Below are 14,799 nucleotides of genomic sequence, written 5' to 3' on the forward strand. Positions count from 1 at the left end.
GCGGAAGGCCTGACCCGGCGAATTGTCGATCAGCTGTGACAGGGGGGACGGACCGAGCCGGCGCAAGACCGACCTCGCGGGCGGCGCCCGTTTTGTCGGGCGGCGCCGGCCCCGCTCAGGCCAGAGCCCGCCCCAGCAGGTACACCGCCGGTGCCGCAGCCGCCAACGGCAGCGCGACGCCCGCCGTGAAGTGCACGAACCTGGACGGATAGTCGTAGCCGGCCACCCGGTGCCCGATCAGCGCACACACCGCGGCACCGGCACCGAGCAGAGCCCCGTCCGTCCCCACCCCGGCCATCGCACCGACCACAGCCCCGGCCCCCGCCGCAGCGAGCAACGAGACGACCACGGAGACCGGCGTCGGCAACGGCAACGCCCGCGCCAGGACCGCGACCGCGACCGCCACCGCGCCCACCGTCACCGCGTCCCCCTCCGCCGCGAGGTACCCCGCCGCGACGATCGACAGCGCCGCCGAGGCGACCGCCGCCATCAGGCCGTACATCCGCTCGTCCGGATCAGCGTGCGAGCGGAGCTGCAGCACCAGCGCCAGCAGCACCCAGACCCCCAGCGTGCCGAGGATCGCCGCCGGTGCCCGGTCGGCCGCCAGCAGCGCCACGTCCGCCGTCACGGCGCCCGCGAAGGCCAACGCGATGCCCTGTCGGGCGGGCCACATGCCGTTCAGCCGGAACCAGCCCGCCGCCGTCACCGCCTGAAGGAGGACGAGGGGGAGGAGCAGGGCGTACGACCCGATCGCCGCCGTCACCGAGAGCAGCAGCCCGAGCAGCGCCGTGAGCGCGGCCGGCTGGACCCCGGGCTCGATGATCGGGGAACGTCCCTCCAGCCGGGCCCGCTGGGCGTCGGTGATGCGGGCGTTGCCGACGACGGTCGCGGGACCGTAGGCGGGGTCTTCGCCCGACTCGGCCTGCGCCTCCGCAGCCGCCTCGGGCTGGGGTGCCTGGGCCTGTGAGTGTGAGTGCGACTGTGGAGCCTGGCCCTGCGGGGCATGAACATGACCCTGCCGGGACTGCGCCTGCGTCTGCGGCACCCCCTCCCAGCCGCCCGCCTGATACCCGGACGAGTCCCCGCCCCGGTAATCCGAAGCACCCGCCCCCGCATACGTGCCCTGCGACGGCAGATAAGACGTCTCCGCCGCCGAAGCCGGCGCGACCGGTGGCTGCACCTGCGTCTCCCAGGTCTGCCCCTGCCACTGCTGCGTGTACTGCTGGGCCGCCTGCGGATCGTCGTACGCCTGCTGCCCGGGCCACCCCTGCGGCGCGGGCTGCTGCTGATACGGGTCGTACCCGTCGTACCCCTGATACGGCTGGTCGCTCATCGTCACCCTCCTGCGAACGGCGGGAGCACCTCGACCGTGCCGCCGTCGGCCAGCCGTACCGTCTCATGTTCGCGGGTGCCCACGGGGTCACCGTCGACGAGGAACGAGCATCGCTGCAGGACGCGCACGAGTTCACCGGGGTGTCGCTCGCGGGCGGCGTCGAGCGCCTCGGCAAGCGTGGCCGCGTCGAACGGCTCCTCGGCGATCCCGGCGGCGGCCTTCGCCGCGGCCCAGTAGCGCACCGTGACCTTTGGCATCGGGTTCCTCAATCGATCGGCTGTGTACCCCGTCAGGCTAGCCCGCCCGACCGACAGCCCAGTCCCCGATCCGGCCCAGCAGCCCGTCGGGGGCCGCGTGCTCGGCGTGCCCCATCCGGTCACCGGCCGCCGCGGCCAGCATGCGGGGGTGGTCGAGGGGGAAGTAGCCGTCCCGGTCGCCGTGCACGATCAGCAGAGGTGTGGGCGCGATCCTCGGGACCGCCTCCACCGGGGACATCGGCACCGGATTCCAGTCCCGGTGGTGGATGCGCGTACGGAATCCGTAGCGGCCCACCAACCGCCCCTCCGGCCGGGTCACGAGCCAGTGCAGCCGGCGCATGTGGGGCGTACCTCGGTAGTACCAGCGCGCCGGCGCACTCACCGACACCACCGCATCCGCGCGCGCCCCACCGTCCCCGGCCGCGCCCCCGGCTTCGCCCCCCTCGCCGTACAGCGCCGCATGCCGCAACACCACCGAACCCCCCATGGAGAAGCCCACGGTCGCCACGCGCGTGTGCCCGAGTTCGCGGGCCCACCGCACCGCGGCCGCCAGGTCGAGCACCTCGCGGTCGCCGACCGTCGAGCGGCCGCCCGATGCTCCGTGGCCCCGGAAGGAGAAGGTGACGACGGCCCCGTGCCGGGTGAAGGCCTCCGCCACCCGTCGTACGTGCGGCTTGTCCACGTCGCCGGTGAAGCCGTGGGCCACGACGAACGCCAGGTCACCGGCGGGTGGACGGGAGGCGTCGTATACGACCGCACCCGGGTCGTATACGGAATCGATCGTCACGCCGTCGTCAGTGTGCAGAAACGTCCGCAAAGGTGTACGTCTGGTTGTCTCAGAGTGCGGACGAACCGTCGATCGTGCCACATGACCTGCCGGACCGTTGCTCATGTGGGCTATTCTGCTGGGCAGAGGACTCGGGCAGCGTAGCCCCCGGGTCCTTTTGTGCTTTCGGAAGCGTTGTATACGACGCGGGAAACCTCAGGTGACCGCAGGTGTACGGGGCCTTCGGGATCGCAGAGCAGTTCCGTACCGCACACGTCCTCGCAGGGACCGAGGAGGAACCAGACGTATGAGTTCTCTGCTGCTCCTGACCAATGCCCTCCAGCCGTCGACGGAGGTGCTCCCCGCTCTCGGCCTGCTGCTGCACAACGTGCGTGTGGCTCCGGCGGAAGGCCCCGCACTCGTCGACACCCCGGGTGCCGACGCCATCCTCATCGACGGCCGGCGTGACCTGCCTCAGGTCCGCAGCCTCTGCCAGCTGCTGCGCTCGACCGGCCCCGGCTGTCCGCTCATCCTCGTCGTGACCGAGGGCGGCCTCGCCGCCGTCACCGCCGACTGGGGTATCGACGACGTCCTGCTGGACACCGCCGGCCCCGCCGAGGTCGAGGCGCGGCTGCGGCTCGCCATGGGCCGCCAGCAGATCGTCAACGACGACTCCCCGATGGAGATCCGCAACGGCGACCTGTCGGTCGACGAGGCGACGTACAGCGCCAAGCTCAAGGGCCGGGTCCTCGACCTCACCTTCAAGGAGTTCGAGCTCCTGAAGTACCTCGCCCAGCACCCGGGCCGCGTCTTCACGCGCGCACAGCTGCTCCAGGAGGTCTGGGGCTACGACTACTTCGGCGGCACCCGGACCGTCGACGTGCACGTACGACGACTGCGCGCCAAGCTCGGCCCCGAGCACGAGTCACTCATCGGGACCGTCCGGAACGTCGGTTATCGATTCGTTACCCCCGAGAAGATCGACCGTGCCGCCGAGGAAGCCAAGGCCAAGGCTGACCGGTCAAAGTCGGCGGATGCGGACGAGACAGCCGTCCTGGACGACGCCGAAGTGCGGGCCGAGGCATAGAAAGGCACAGCGGACGCTCGGGCGGGGCGTCATCGGCGTTGCTTTCGCACAGCCCGGTGACAGCCGGGCGACAGGGAAGCTCCTTCACGCCCTGCCCAGAGCGGGTCCATCCGCGTAGACTCCGCGCGTGGCCAAGGTGACTCGCGATGACGTGGCACGGCTGGCAGGGACTTCCACTGCCGTCGTCAGTTACGTCATCAACAACGGACCCCGGCCGGTTGCCCCGGCCACGCGCGAGCGTGTCCTCGCCGCGATCAAGGAACTGGGGTACCGGCCCGACCGGGTCGCCCAGGCGATGGCCTCGCGGCGCACGGATCTCATAGGCCTGATCGTGCCGGACGCGCGCCAGCCCTTCTTCGGGGAGATGGCGCACGCGGTCGAGTGGGCCGCCGCCGAGCGCGGAAAGATGGTCCTCGTCGGCAACTCCGACTACGTCGGCGAGCGCGAGGTCCACTATCTGCGGGCGTTCCTGGGGATGCGGGTCTCGGGGCTCATCCTGGTCTCCCACGCTCTGAACGACCTGGCCGCCGCCGAGATCGAGGCCTGGGACGCCCGGGTCGTCCTGCTGCACGAGCGGCCGGAGGCCATCGACGACGTCGCCGTCGTCACCGACGACCTCGGCGGCGCCCAGCTCGCCGTACGCCACCTGCTGGAGCACGGCTACGAGTACGTCGCCTGTGTGGGCGGCACCGCCGAGACCCCGGCGGTCGGCGACCCGGTCTCCGACCACGTCGAGGGCTGGCGGCGCGCGATGGCCGAGGCCGGGATCCCGACGGAGGGGCGGCTGTTCGAGGCGCCGTACAACCGCTACGACGCGTATCGCGTAGCGCTCGACATCCTGTCCGGGCCCCACCGTCCGCCCGCGATCTTCTGCTCCACCGACGACCAGGCGATCGGCGTGCTGCGGGCGGCGCGGGAGCTGCGGATCGACGTGCCCGGGGAGCTGGCTGTCGCCGGGTTCGACGACATCAAGGAGGCGGCGCTGGCGGATCCGCCGCTGACGACGATCGCGTCCGACCGGTCAGCGATGGCGCGGGCCGCCGTGGATCTGGTCCTCGATGACGGACTGCGGGTTGCCGGGTCGCGGCGTGAGCGGTTGAAGGTGTTTCCGTCGCGCTTGGTGGTACGGCGGTCCTGCGGCTGCAAGTGAGGGCCGGGCCGGCTTTCATGAAGCCTGTCTGAGAGGCCTCACCAAGCCGCGAGAACGGTCTTTACATCGGGCATACGACCTTCTGCCGGGCTTCTCAGGGAGCACTCAGGAAGCTCTCATGGTCGGGCGACAAGCTCATTGTCATGACCGAGAGCTTCCGCCGCGACGGCGAGTACGAGCAGTACACGAACCCCCACCAGGGCGCCCAGCAGCACGCCTCCTCCCCCGTGAACCCCGAGTGGCCGCCCCCGCCGGCGTACCAGCCGGCCGCACAGGCCGAAGCCGGTACCGGCGTCCCTGCCGGCGGAGCCCCCACCGCTCTCCTCACCGAGCCCGTCGCCCAGCCGCCGAAGACACGGCGCCGCCCCCGCGGCCCGGTCGCGCTGCTCGCCGCCGTGGCGATCGTCGCCGCGGCGATCGGCGGCGGCACGGCGTACGGCATCCAGGAGCTGACCGGCAACGACACCGTCGCCACCACCAGCTCCACCAGCACCAACGTCGTCCCCTCCAGCCAGAAGGGCACGGTCTCCGGCGTCGCCAAGGCGGTCAGCCCCAGCATCGTCGAGATCAACGCGACCTCGAACGCCGGATCCTCCACCGGCTCGGGCGTGATCATCACCAGTGACGGCGAGATCGTCACCAACAACCACGTCGTCTCCGGCGCCTCGTCGATCAAGGTGAGGACCAGCGACGGCAAGCAGTACACCGCCGAGGTCGTCGGCACCGACAGCAGCAAGGACCTCGCGCTGATCAAGCTGCAGAACGCCTCCGGGCTCACGGTGGCCACCCTCGGCGACTCCTCCGGCGTCCAGGTCGGCGACCAGGTCGTGGCGATCGGCTCCCCCGAGGGCCTGACCGGCACGGTCACCAGCGGCATCGTGTCCGCGCTCAACCGGGACGTGACCGTCTCGACGGACGAGAGCCAGGGCCAGCAGCAACAGCAGCAGGGCGGCGGCGGGTGGCCGTTCGAGTTCGGCGGTCAGCAGTTCAACGGCGACACCGGTTCGTCGACGACGACGTACAAGGCGATCCAGACGGACGCGTCCCTGAACCCCGGCAACTCCGGCGGCGCGCTGATCGACATGAACGGCAACATCATCGGCATCAACTCAGCGATGTACTCGGCCTCCGGCTCGAGTTCGTCCGACGCGGGCAGCGTGGGCCTCGGCTTCGCCATCCCGATCAACACCGTCAAGTCCGACCTGGCGAAGCTGCGGTCGGGTTCGCAGAGCTGACCCGCAGGCTGACCCCGCAGGCTGACCCCGCAGAGCTGAAGGAGTACGTCGTGATCAAGCAGGTTGAGCAGGTTGAGCACACCGCTACCGGCGTCGGTCCCGCCGACCTCGCCCTGGCCCTCGCGGTCGCCGGCGCCCTGCACGCGCCGACCGCCCCGTCCCGGGCGCCGGAACTGGCGACCGCCCGCCCGAGCGCGGGTCGCCGGGCCGCTGCCGCCCGCGGCCGCCGCCGTACCGTACGAGGCTGAGAAAGCCCGGAAACATGCGACGCTGAAGGCGTTCAGCCGATCAGCCCCTCCGTCCCACCGCACCCGAGGATCCCGAGCCCATGAGCCCCGCCGATGGCGACCGTGACCCCCAGCGCATCCTGATCGTCGACGACGAGCCGGCGGTGCGTGAAGCACTCCAGCGCAGCCTCGCCTTCGAGGGGTACGACACCGAGGTCGCGGTCGACGGCGCCGACGCCCTGGAGAAGGCGACGGCCTACCGGCCCGACCTGGTGGTCCTGGACATCCAGATGCCCCGCATGGACGGCCTGACCGCCGCCCGCCGCATCCGTGGCGCCGGCGACACGACGCCGATCCTCATGCTGACGGCCCGTGACACGGTCGGCGACCGCGTGACGGGACTGGATGCCGGGGCCGACGACTACCTGGTCAAGCCCTTCGAACTGGACGAACTCTTCGCCCGGGTCCGCGCCCTGCTGCGACGCAGCTCCTACTCGGCGGCGGCCGGTGCGGGCGCGGTGGAGGAGGACGAGGCGCTGACCTTCGCCGACCTGCGCATGGACCTCGCGACGCGCGAGGTGACGCGGGGTGGGCGGCCGGTGGAGCTGACCCGTACGGAGTTCACGCTGCTGGAGATGTTCATGGCGCATCCGCGCCAGGTGCTGACGCGTGAGCAGATCCTGAAGGCCGTGTGGGGCTTCGACTTCGAGCCGTCGTCGAACTCGCTGGACGTGTACGTCATGTACCTGCGCCGCAAGACCGAGGCGGGCGGCGAGCCGAGGCTCGTGCACACGGTTCGGGGTGTGGGGTATGTGCTGCGGCAGGGCGGGGCGGAGTGAACAGGGTTCTACGCCGGTTCAGGTCGCTGCCGATCCGGACGCGGCTGTCGTTGCTGGTGGCGGCTGCGGTGGCGTTCGCGGTGGCGGCGGTTTCGGTGACGTGTTGGTTCATCGTGCAAGGGAAGCTGTACGACCAGGTCGACCAGGACCTGGAGCAGATGGTGCGCAAACCGGACACGCTCGATTCGGTCATCAGCACCTGCTCCCGGACCCCGCAGCAGGGCACTGAGGGAGGCCGGTTCGGGATCAACTACATCCAGCTGGTCAAGGAGGAGGGCGATCCCTGCGTCAGCCGGTTCTCGCGGGGCACCGTCAAGGTGACCGACTCCGACAAGGAGTTGCTCAAGACCGCGGAGCGCATCGGCCAGGGCACCAAACGCAACGGCACCGACGAGGACGGCAACAAGGTCCGCGCACTGACCGTGTACCTGGGCGTCGACGCTTCCGACGGGAAGCCGGTGGGCGTGCTCGTGGCAGCCCCGTTGAGCGGCACCCAGTCCACCCTCAACGAACTCGCCCTCATCCTCCTCCTCGTCTCCGGCATCGGAGTCGTAGGTGCCGGAGCCGCCGGCCTCGCGGTCGCCCGGGCCGGCCTCCGTCCCGTCGACAAACTCACCGACGCCGTAGAGCACGTGGCCCGCACCGAGGACCTGAACATCCGCATCCCGGTCGAGGACGACAGCGAGGACGAGGTGGCCCGGCTCTCCCGTTCCTTCAACTCCATGACCTCCGCCCTGGCCAGCTCCCGCGAACTCCAGCAGCAGCTCATCGCCGACGCCGGCCACGAACTGCGCACCCCCCTCACCTCCCTCCGCACCAACATCGAGCTCCTCACCCGCAGCGAGGAGACGGGCCGCCCGATCCCGGAGGCCGACCGCAAGGCGCTGCTCGCCTCCGTCAAGGCTCAGATGACCGAACTGGCCGCACTGATAGGCGACTTGCAGGAGCTGTCCCGCTCCGAGGGCCAGCGTGGCGAACGCGTCCAGGTGATCTCGCTGGAGGAAACGGTCGAGTCCGCCCTGCGCCGGGCACGACTGCGCGGCCCGGAGCTGACGATCACCGCCGACCTTCAGCCCTGGTACGTACGGGCAGAACCGGCGGCCCTCGAACGCGCTGTGGTCAACATCCTCGACAACGCGGTGAAGTTCAGCCCCGAGGGCGGCGCGATCGAGGTGCAACTCGCCGACGGTGTCCTGACCGTCCGCGACCACGGCCCCGGCATCCCCGCCGACGAACTCCCCCACGTCTTCGACCGCTTCTGGCGCTCACCGAGCGCACGGGCCCTGCCGGGCTCGGGACTGGGCCTGTCGATCGTGGCCCGTACGGTCGGGCAGGCGGGCGGCCAGGTCACGCTGGCCCGCGCGCAGGACGGCGGCACGGTGGCGACGGTACGGCTGCCGGGGGCGCCGACGCCGCCGCCTGCGGAGCCGCAGGAGTAGTCACGTTCGGTACCCCGCACGTCTACCGCTACGGCCCCGCTACGGAGTTGCTCTCCCAAAGCGGCCGGGAAGTAGATCCGCTTCCCGGCCGTTTCCCCCTAGGCTTGAGGCGAGGGGGAGCCATGTTGAAGAATTCGCTGCCGAAAATCGCGCTGTGGATCGCCTTGGGCCTCGTGTTCACAGCGGGTGCCGTCTCGCTCCTCGTTCTGACGGTGGTGTCGGGGTCGGACGAGGAGCCGGACCGGGGCGGGGGCGCCGGGTCGACCAGTTGGCACACGACGCGGCCGGAGACGACCGACGACCCCGGTGACACCGATGGGCCGACCGAGGAACCGACGGAACCGGACCCGGGGACGTCCTCGGAACCGAGCGGCGGTGGGACCGTCCCATCGACGCCGGTGACCGTAGTGACCCAGACCGTCGTCGCGGTGCCCTCGGGCGGGGGCGGCAGCGACGGCCCAGGCGCACTGATCACAGCCCTCGGCTCCCTGCTGAGCGGCGCCGCGGCGGTCGGCACACTGCTCCACGCGGTCCATCTGAGCCGCCAGAACCGCAGCGCCACCGCGGCGACGGACGACGACGCGAGGTCGGCGACCAGTTCTTGACGCCGGCCAGGACGGACGTCCACGAGGTCGCGCCGAAGACGAGTACCAGACCGTACAGACGTTGCCGATGTCGTGATCAACGTCCTCGACCTGGTCGCCCTCTGATCACTCCGAGGCGCCCTCGGACCCGGCCCCCCACTCACTCGGGGTCGGCCGATCGGCCGAGGGGCGGCCAGGGGAGCAGGCGGGACCCGGCCTTTCGGCCGAGGCGAATCAAAGGCGAGGGACGCGACAGTTGGTGGTGCGGCGCCCGGCCCGACGCCCTCCCCCCGGACCGGGCCGGGCGCCGTCGCGGAACATGATCGCGAACGCATACGGCAACGGCCACGGTTCCCTGCCGCGCACCCGACGTCCACGGTCGCGGCGAAGGGGTCCGTACCGCCCAGGGGGCCGCGCATTCATGTGAAGCGGCAGCAGGCCAAAGCCAGGAAAAACCCGACAGACACCCCCACCCAGCTGTCGATGTCCTGTCATCCTCACCTGATTCCGACCCTACTCGCGAGTTCTCTGCAATCTTCCTGGCTGTCAGACAGGTGCCGGACGTACCAGTCGGCGCCTGTGCACAGCAGACAGGAGTGAGCCAACCCCCATGCGACTCATTCGCAAATCGAAGCTCGGGAAGGGCGCCAAGAAGAGCGCCCTGATCACCGCCTCCACCGCCCTCGCCATAGCCGGCGTGCTGACCGGCACCGGAACCGCGCAGGCGGCCGGGAACGGGCCGGGCGGCGCGTCGAACATCCGGGGTACGGACCCCGGGAACACCGACCTGATGATCGAGCGGCTCTGCAACCAGGAGGGGAGCCTGACCGGCGTCTACGGCGCCTACAACGTCGACACCGGCGAGTTCAAGACGCAGGACGAGTACCTGCGGGACGTCTTCGGGCTGTGGAAGCCCGCCGGGCCGTGGGAGCTGTTCCGCGGCTGGTGCGGTTACGCCGAGGCGTCCACCTGGTCCACCAAGGGCGCGACGGTCCGCACCTCGCCGTGGATCGGCAACCGCGGTTCGAAGGACGACAAGGAGACCTTCGTCAGCAGCTACGGCACCAAGACGTTCGCCAAGAAGAGCGTCGGCGGCACCATCGGCCTCTCCCTCGCCAAGAGCATCTTCTCGGGCAGCGTGGGCGGCAGCGCCGGCTACGAGTGGGGCTGGGAGAAGGAGTCCAAGTTCGAGCGCCGCAGCGAGAAGACCATCCCGCCGTGCACCCAGGTCGCCGTGACCTGGACGCCGTACCAGCGCGTGGTGCGCGTGAACCCGGTCTTCTACGTCGAGGACTACCAGTGGAACAAGGGTGACGGCGACGTCACCACGCACACCTGGCGCGGCCGGGACGCGAGCTGGAAGACGATCTACTCGTACGGCTACTACATCGACGGCGTCTCCGACAAGCTCCTGCCCAACGGGCAGCCCGACGGCCGCGAGGACAAGGTGGAGGAGAAGCTGGACCCGGGCACCTGCGCCAAGTAGGGGTCCCCAGGCGCCACTTGGCGCACTTTCTCACCCAAGGCGGCCGGGAACGTGATCCACTTCCCGGCCGTTTCTCCTTACGCTTGGGGCGAGGGGGAGCCATGTCGAAGAACTCGTCACCGAAGATCGCCCTGTGGATCACCGTGGGTCTGTTGTTCACGGCAGGAGCCGTCTCGCTCCTCGTCGTGGCGGCGACCTCGGGGTCGCGCGGGACTCCTCCCTCCGGGCACCCGTCGACCAGTTGGTACACCACGCAGCCGCCGTACACGGGTGATCCCGGCGCCACCGAGGAACCGACCGCACCCGGTGAACCGACCCCTGTCACCGTCGTGACCCAGACCGTCGTCGCGGTGAACCCGGGTGGCGGCGGAGGCGACGGCCCCGGCTCACTGATCGCGGCCTTCGGCTCCCTGTTGAGCGGCGCGGCAGCGGTCGGCACCCTGCTCCACGCCGTCCACCTGAGCCGGCAGAACCGCAACGCCACGGCGAGGGACGACGACGCGACTCCGGCTCCGTCCTCGTAGGCGCCCCAAAGCACGTCCGAGCACGGCAACCTTTCCCTCCACAGCTTCGACAGGCAAGTGACGTGAGCCCCCCACCACTTGACCTGAACGGAAGCAGCCGTGACTGAAACCCGCAACCGGCCCCGGCACCGCAGAAGCAGGAGCGCGCTGGCGGTCGGTATCCCCCTCGCCCTGACCGCCGCCGGCACTCTGGCCTACGGCACGGACCTCGGCCTCTTCGGCGAGGACGCCCAGCAGAAGGCGTCCGCCGCGACCACCGCCGCCCCCGCCTGGGCCACTGCCACCGCCGACGGCTTCGCGTCCGTCAACTCGCTCGGCCAGAACGGCACCTACGGTGGCCGGGACGGTCAGATCGTGACCGTGAAGACGCAGGCCGACCTGGAGAAGTACGCCACGGCCGCGGAGCCCTACGTCATCGTTGTCGCCGGGACCATCAACATGAACCCGGTGGGCAAGGAGATCAAGGTCCAGTCGAACAAGACCATCGTCGGGTCCGGTACCTCCGGGCACATCGTCGGTGGCGGCTTCTTCCTCGGTTCCGGCGTGCACAACGTGATCATCCGGAACCTCACCATCCGGGACGCGTACCAGGGCGTCTGGAACGACAAGGACCACGACTTCGACGCCATCCAGATGGACGGCGCCCACCATGTGTGGATCGACCACAACGATCTGCGGCACATGGCCGACGGCCTCATCGACGTGCGCAAGGACAGCACGAACGTGACCGTGTCCTGGAACAAGCTGAGCAACGACAACAAGGCCTTCGGCATCGGGTGGACCGAGAATGTCGTCACCGACATCACCATCCACCACAACTGGATCCGCGAGACCGAGCAGCGCAATCCCTCCACCGACAACGCCGCCCACGCGCACCTCTACAACAACTTCCTGGAGGACGTGGCGGGCACCGACATCAAGTCGTCGTACGGCAACTACTCGCGCGGCAAGACGAAGATGGTCCTGGAGAACTCCTACTTCCAGGGCGTCAACAACCCCGTCATCAAGGACAGCACCGCGACGCTCGTCCAGCGCGGCAGCGTCTTCTCCGGCACCAGCGGGCGTAATGAGAGCGGGGGCACGGCCTTCGATCCGAAGACGTACTACTCGTACACGCTCGACGCGGCGGCGAACGTGCCGTCGCTCCTCAAGTCGGGCGCGGGACCGCGCAGTTCCATCGGTACGACGGCCGCGGCGGCGAGCACCAAGGCCGCCACGACGCTCACCGTCGCCAAGGACGGCAGCGGGCAGTACACGACCGTGCAGTCCGCCGTGGACGCCGTACCCGCGAACAACGCCTCACGGGTCGTGATCGCGGTCAAGCCGGGGACGTACCGCGAGCTGGTCAAGGTCCCGGCGAACAAGCCGCACGTCACCATCCAGGGCACGGGCAGCAGCCGTAAGGACACGGTGATCGTCTACAACAACGCGTCCGGCACACCCAAGCCGGGCGGCGGTACCTACGGCACGGGCGGCAGCGCCACCGTCGCCGTCGAGGCCGACGACTTCCAGGCCCGCAACCTGACGATCAACAACGACTTCGACGAGAAGGCGAACCAGAACCTGAACGGCCACCAGGCCGTCGCCCTGCGCACCGCCGCCGACAAAGTGTTCCTCGACGGCGTCATCGTCGGCGGCGACCAGGACACCCTGCTCGTGGACACCGCGGCCAAGGACAAGCTGGGCCGCGTCTACATGAAGAACTCCTACGTCGTCGGCAACGTCGACTTCATCTTCGGCCGGGCGACGGCGGTGATCGACCGCTCTGTCATCACTCTGAAGAAGCGCTGGGACGGCTCCTCGGCCGGCTATGTCACCGCGCCCAGCACCCCCGCCAACCGCAAGGGCATCCTGATCACCAACTCCACGATCAACGGTGACGTGTCCGACCGTTCCTTCTTCCTCGGCCGCAACTGGCACGCCGGCGGTGACGCGTCCCTCGACCCGCAGACCACGGTCCGCAACAGCACGCTGAGCGCCGCCGTCAAGACCACGCCCTGGTCCGACATGGGCGGCTTCTCCTGGAAGGACGACCGTTTCGCCGAGTACAAGAACTCCGGCGCGGGCTCCGGTTCCGCAAGCTCCGACCGACCCCAGCTGACCGACGCCCAGGCAACCGGGCAGGAGGTCGCGGACTGGTTGGGGGACTGGACGCCTACGGCTTCCTAGGTCCTGCCGACCCCTGTTCGCTCTGAGGACGTGGCTCGGCCGTTCGGCCGGGCCCACCAGGCCGGAAGCCCCCGGGTTTCCGGCCTTTCGGCCGAGGTGCGGGCCTGGTGGGCACGGCGAGGGTGATGCCATGCGCACCACACACAAAGCCGCCCTCGCCGCCACCGGCCTGCTCGCGACCCTCTTCGTCCCCACCGTCCAGGCGCGGGCGACGCCGACCACGACTCCCGGGACGGCAGTCACTGCATCCACCCCGCCCGACCACCCCGCCACCCTCGCCCGCTACTACGACCAGCACCCCACCTGGCAGCGCTGCGGCCCGAGCAGCGCGCACTACCCCGCCGGCTTCCGGTGCGCCACGATCACCGTGCCCCTCGACTACGCACGCCCCTCCGGCCCCACCCTCCGCCTCAAGATCTCGCGCCTGCGCACCGCCGTACCCGGCAAGCGGCACGGTGTGCTCCTGACCAATCCCGGTGGGCCCGGCAGCCCTGGCCTGAGCTATCCGGCCGGGCTGAAGGAGCAGTTCCCCAAGAGCGTCACCGACCGCTACGACCTCGTCGGCTTCGACCCGCGCGGCCTGGGCGCCAGCACCCCCCTGCGCTGCGGTCTCACCGAGCGGGAGGTGGAGTGGCCGCGCGCGTACCGCGCCGCCGCCTTCGCCGAGGACACCGCACTCGCCCGCCGGTTCGCGAGCAAGTGCACCGCACGCCAAGGCGCCCGCCTGCCGTACCTCAACACCCGCAACACCGCCCGCGACATGGACGTCATCCGTGGTGTGCTGGGCGAGCGGAAGATCTCCTACGTCGGCTGGTCCTACGGCACCTACCTGGGCGCCGTCGGGACTGGAGCCGGCTGATCGCCCGCAAGGACGGCACCTACCACCTCGGCGCCACCCCCGCGAAGGTCCGGGCATCCTTCTCCCGGCTCGTCGCCCGTGCCGACCGCACCCCGCTCAAGTACAACGGCAGCGACTACGACTACCAGGACCGGGCCGTCACCGGCGCCGACATACGCAACTCGCTGCGGCCGATGTTCTTCAACGACCCCTACCAGGCCGCCCGCGACCTCGTCTCGCTCCGCCGGGCTCACGCCACCCGCCCGGAGCCCCGCCCGGCCGATACTCCGGTCGATGCCTACGACGCCAATAGCGAGGCGCTCCACTGGGCCATCACCTGCGCCGACAATTCCGCCTCCTGGCCTCGCGATCCGGAGCAGTACCGGCGCGACGCCCTCCGCGAGGGCGCCCGCCACCCCCTCTACGGCGACTTCGCCTCCGGTATCACCCCGTGCGCGTTCTGGCCGCGCGGCGCCGAACCGGCCACCCGCGTCGACAACACGGTCGGCGTCCTCGTCGTACAGAACCAGTGGGACTCCCAGACGCCTCTCCCCGAGGGGCGGGCCATGCATCGCGCCTTGCGCGGCTCCCGTCTGGTGGAGGTCCGGGGCGGACGGGGCCACGGGATCTACCCCGACCCCGGCTCCTGCGCCACCCGCACGGTGACCGCCTATCTGACCAGCGGGCGACTGCCTGCGGACGACGTCAAGTGCCGTTCCTGACAGGCGGGTTCGTGCTGGAAAGGTCAAAGCAGGCACGGGTGAATGCCAAGAGCCGGCCAACGCTCGATCATGAGTTCCCCGCGCCCGCCCATGATTCAGCAATGGGAACGTTTATTTGAAGTTTCGAGCGTACGTTCCACCCC

The 14,799-nt window shown here is 70.1% G+C and carries 15 protein-coding genes; 12 read left to right on the forward strand and 3 right to left on the reverse strand.

The window, feature by feature from the left end; all coding sequences use genetic code 11:
* Nucleotides 1-115 precede the first annotated feature (115 nt).
* Genes EHO50_RS21675 through EHO50_RS21685 form a run of 3 tightly spaced genes read right to left on the reverse strand, consistent with a single transcriptional unit; the run spans nt 116 to nt 2,482 of the window.
* On the reverse strand, nt 116-1,333 hold the full coding sequence (locus EHO50_RS21675) for a hypothetical protein (protein ID WP_128432283.1): 1,218 nt from the start codon (nt 1,331-1,333) through the stop codon (nt 116-118).
* A 2-nt stretch (nt 1,334-1,335) separates the two neighbouring features.
* Nucleotides 1,336-1,590, reverse strand: coding sequence for a MoaD/ThiS family protein (locus tag EHO50_RS21680; RefSeq protein ID WP_030052141.1), 255 nt, complete (start codon nt 1,588-1,590; stop codon nt 1,336-1,338).
* 37 nt (nt 1,591-1,627) lie between these two features.
* The gene (locus tag EHO50_RS21685) at nt 1,628-2,482 is read right to left on the reverse strand and encodes an alpha/beta hydrolase (protein WP_128432285.1); all 855 of its coding nucleotides are present in this window, start codon (nt 2,480-2,482) and stop codon (nt 1,628-1,630) included.
* 181 nt (nt 2,483-2,663) lie between these two features.
* Between EHO50_RS21685 and EHO50_RS21690 the strand changes: the two genes are divergently transcribed.
* The 12 genes from EHO50_RS21690 to EHO50_RS45155 all read left to right on the forward strand — a co-directional run bounded on the left by EHO50_RS21690 (nt 2,664) and on the right by EHO50_RS45155 (nt 14,656).
* Nucleotides 2,664-3,443, forward strand: coding sequence for a winged helix-turn-helix transcriptional regulator (locus EHO50_RS21690; RefSeq protein WP_128432287.1), 780 nt, complete (start codon nt 2,664-2,666; stop codon nt 3,441-3,443).
* A gap of 127 nt (nt 3,444-3,570) precedes the next feature.
* Complete coding sequence (locus EHO50_RS21695; protein WP_128432290.1) at nt 3,571-4,593, forward strand: LacI family DNA-binding transcriptional regulator; 1,023 nt, start codon at nt 3,571-3,573, stop codon at nt 4,591-4,593.
* 143 nt (nt 4,594-4,736) lie between these two features.
* A complete protein-coding gene (locus EHO50_RS21700; protein ID WP_164904898.1) occupies nt 4,737-5,828 on the forward strand; it encodes a S1C family serine protease in 1,092 nt (363 codons plus the stop codon).
* A gap of 50 nt (nt 5,829-5,878) precedes the next feature.
* Nucleotides 5,879-6,076 carry a hypothetical protein gene (locus EHO50_RS21705; RefSeq protein WP_246101303.1) on the forward strand — a complete coding sequence of 66 codons (198 nt, stop codon included), beginning with the start codon at nt 5,879-5,881 and terminating at the stop codon, nt 6,074-6,076.
* 80 nt (nt 6,077-6,156) lie between these two features.
* Nucleotides 6,157-6,894, forward strand: coding sequence for a response regulator transcription factor (locus EHO50_RS21710; protein WP_128432295.1), 738 nt, complete (start codon nt 6,157-6,159; stop codon nt 6,892-6,894).
* Nucleotides 6,891-8,333 (forward strand): HAMP domain-containing sensor histidine kinase, encoded by a 1,443-nt coding sequence (locus EHO50_RS21715; RefSeq protein WP_128432298.1) that lies wholly within the window; start codon nt 6,891-6,893, stop codon nt 8,331-8,333. Before EHO50_RS21710 ends, EHO50_RS21715 begins: the two co-directional genes overlap by 4 nt.
* A gap of 122 nt (nt 8,334-8,455) precedes the next feature.
* Entirely contained in the window at nt 8,456-8,938 is a 483-nt protein-coding gene (locus EHO50_RS21720; RefSeq protein WP_128432300.1) for a hypothetical protein, read from the forward strand.
* Between the two features lie 589 nt (nt 8,939-9,527).
* Nucleotides 9,528-10,403 carry a hypothetical protein gene (locus EHO50_RS21725; RefSeq protein WP_128432302.1) on the forward strand — a complete coding sequence of 292 codons (876 nt, stop codon included), beginning with the start codon at nt 9,528-9,530 and terminating at the stop codon, nt 10,401-10,403.
* Nucleotides 10,404-10,504: 101 nt separating this feature from the next.
* On the forward strand, nt 10,505-10,927 hold the full coding sequence (locus EHO50_RS21730) for a hypothetical protein (RefSeq protein ID WP_128432305.1): 423 nt from the start codon (nt 10,505-10,507) through the stop codon (nt 10,925-10,927).
* Between the two features lie 99 nt (nt 10,928-11,026).
* A complete protein-coding gene (locus tag EHO50_RS21735) occupies nt 11,027-13,096 on the forward strand; it encodes a pectinesterase family protein (RefSeq protein WP_128432307.1) in 2,070 nt (689 codons plus the stop codon).
* A 130-nt stretch (nt 13,097-13,226) separates the two neighbouring features.
* On the forward strand, nt 13,227-13,955 hold the full coding sequence (locus EHO50_RS45150; RefSeq protein WP_246101305.1) for an alpha/beta fold hydrolase: 729 nt from the start codon (nt 13,227-13,229) through the stop codon (nt 13,953-13,955).
* Between the two features lie 173 nt (nt 13,956-14,128).
* Nucleotides 14,129-14,656 carry an alpha/beta hydrolase gene (locus tag EHO50_RS45155; RefSeq protein WP_246101307.1) on the forward strand — a complete coding sequence of 176 codons (528 nt, stop codon included), beginning with the start codon at nt 14,129-14,131 and terminating at the stop codon, nt 14,654-14,656.
* Nucleotides 14,657-14,799: the final 143 nt, after the last annotated feature.

This window comes from Streptomyces cyaneus (genome assembly GCF_004028635.1).
Taxonomy (GTDB): Bacteria; Actinomycetota; Actinomycetes; order Streptomycetales; family Streptomycetaceae; genus Streptomyces; species Streptomyces cyaneus.

Bases quoted from the DNA above. Each gene is read 5' to 3' on its own strand.
- EHO50_RS21675 (WP_128432283.1), bottom strand. From the start codon at position 1,333: ATGAGCGACCAGCCGTATCAGGGGTACGACGGGTACGACCCGTATCAG.
- EHO50_RS21680 (WP_030052141.1), bottom strand. From the start codon at position 1,590: ATGCCAAAGGTCACGGTGCGCTACTGGGCCGCGGCGAAGGCCGCCGCC.
- EHO50_RS21685 (WP_128432285.1), bottom strand. From the start codon at position 2,482: ATGAGCAACGGTCCGGCAGGTCATGTGGCACGATCGACGGTTCGTCCG.
- EHO50_RS21690 (WP_128432287.1), top strand. From the start codon at position 2,664: ATGAGTTCTCTGCTGCTCCTGACCAATGCCCTCCAGCCGTCGACGGAG.
- EHO50_RS21700 (WP_164904898.1), top strand. From the start codon at position 4,737: ATGACCGAGAGCTTCCGCCGCGACGGCGAGTACGAGCAGTACACGAAC.
- EHO50_RS21710 (WP_128432295.1), top strand. From the start codon at position 6,157: ATGAGCCCCGCCGATGGCGACCGTGACCCCCAGCGCATCCTGATCGTC.
- EHO50_RS21720 (WP_128432300.1), top strand. From the start codon at position 8,456: ATGTTGAAGAATTCGCTGCCGAAAATCGCGCTGTGGATCGCCTTGGGC.
- EHO50_RS21725 (WP_128432302.1), top strand. From the start codon at position 9,528: ATGCGACTCATTCGCAAATCGAAGCTCGGGAAGGGCGCCAAGAAGAGC.
- EHO50_RS21730 (WP_128432305.1), top strand. From the start codon at position 10,505: ATGTCGAAGAACTCGTCACCGAAGATCGCCCTGTGGATCACCGTGGGT.
- EHO50_RS45150 (WP_246101305.1), top strand. From the start codon at position 13,227: ATGCGCACCACACACAAAGCCGCCCTCGCCGCCACCGGCCTGCTCGCG.
- EHO50_RS45155 (WP_246101307.1), top strand. From the start codon at position 14,129: ATGTTCTTCAACGACCCCTACCAGGCCGCCCGCGACCTCGTCTCGCTC.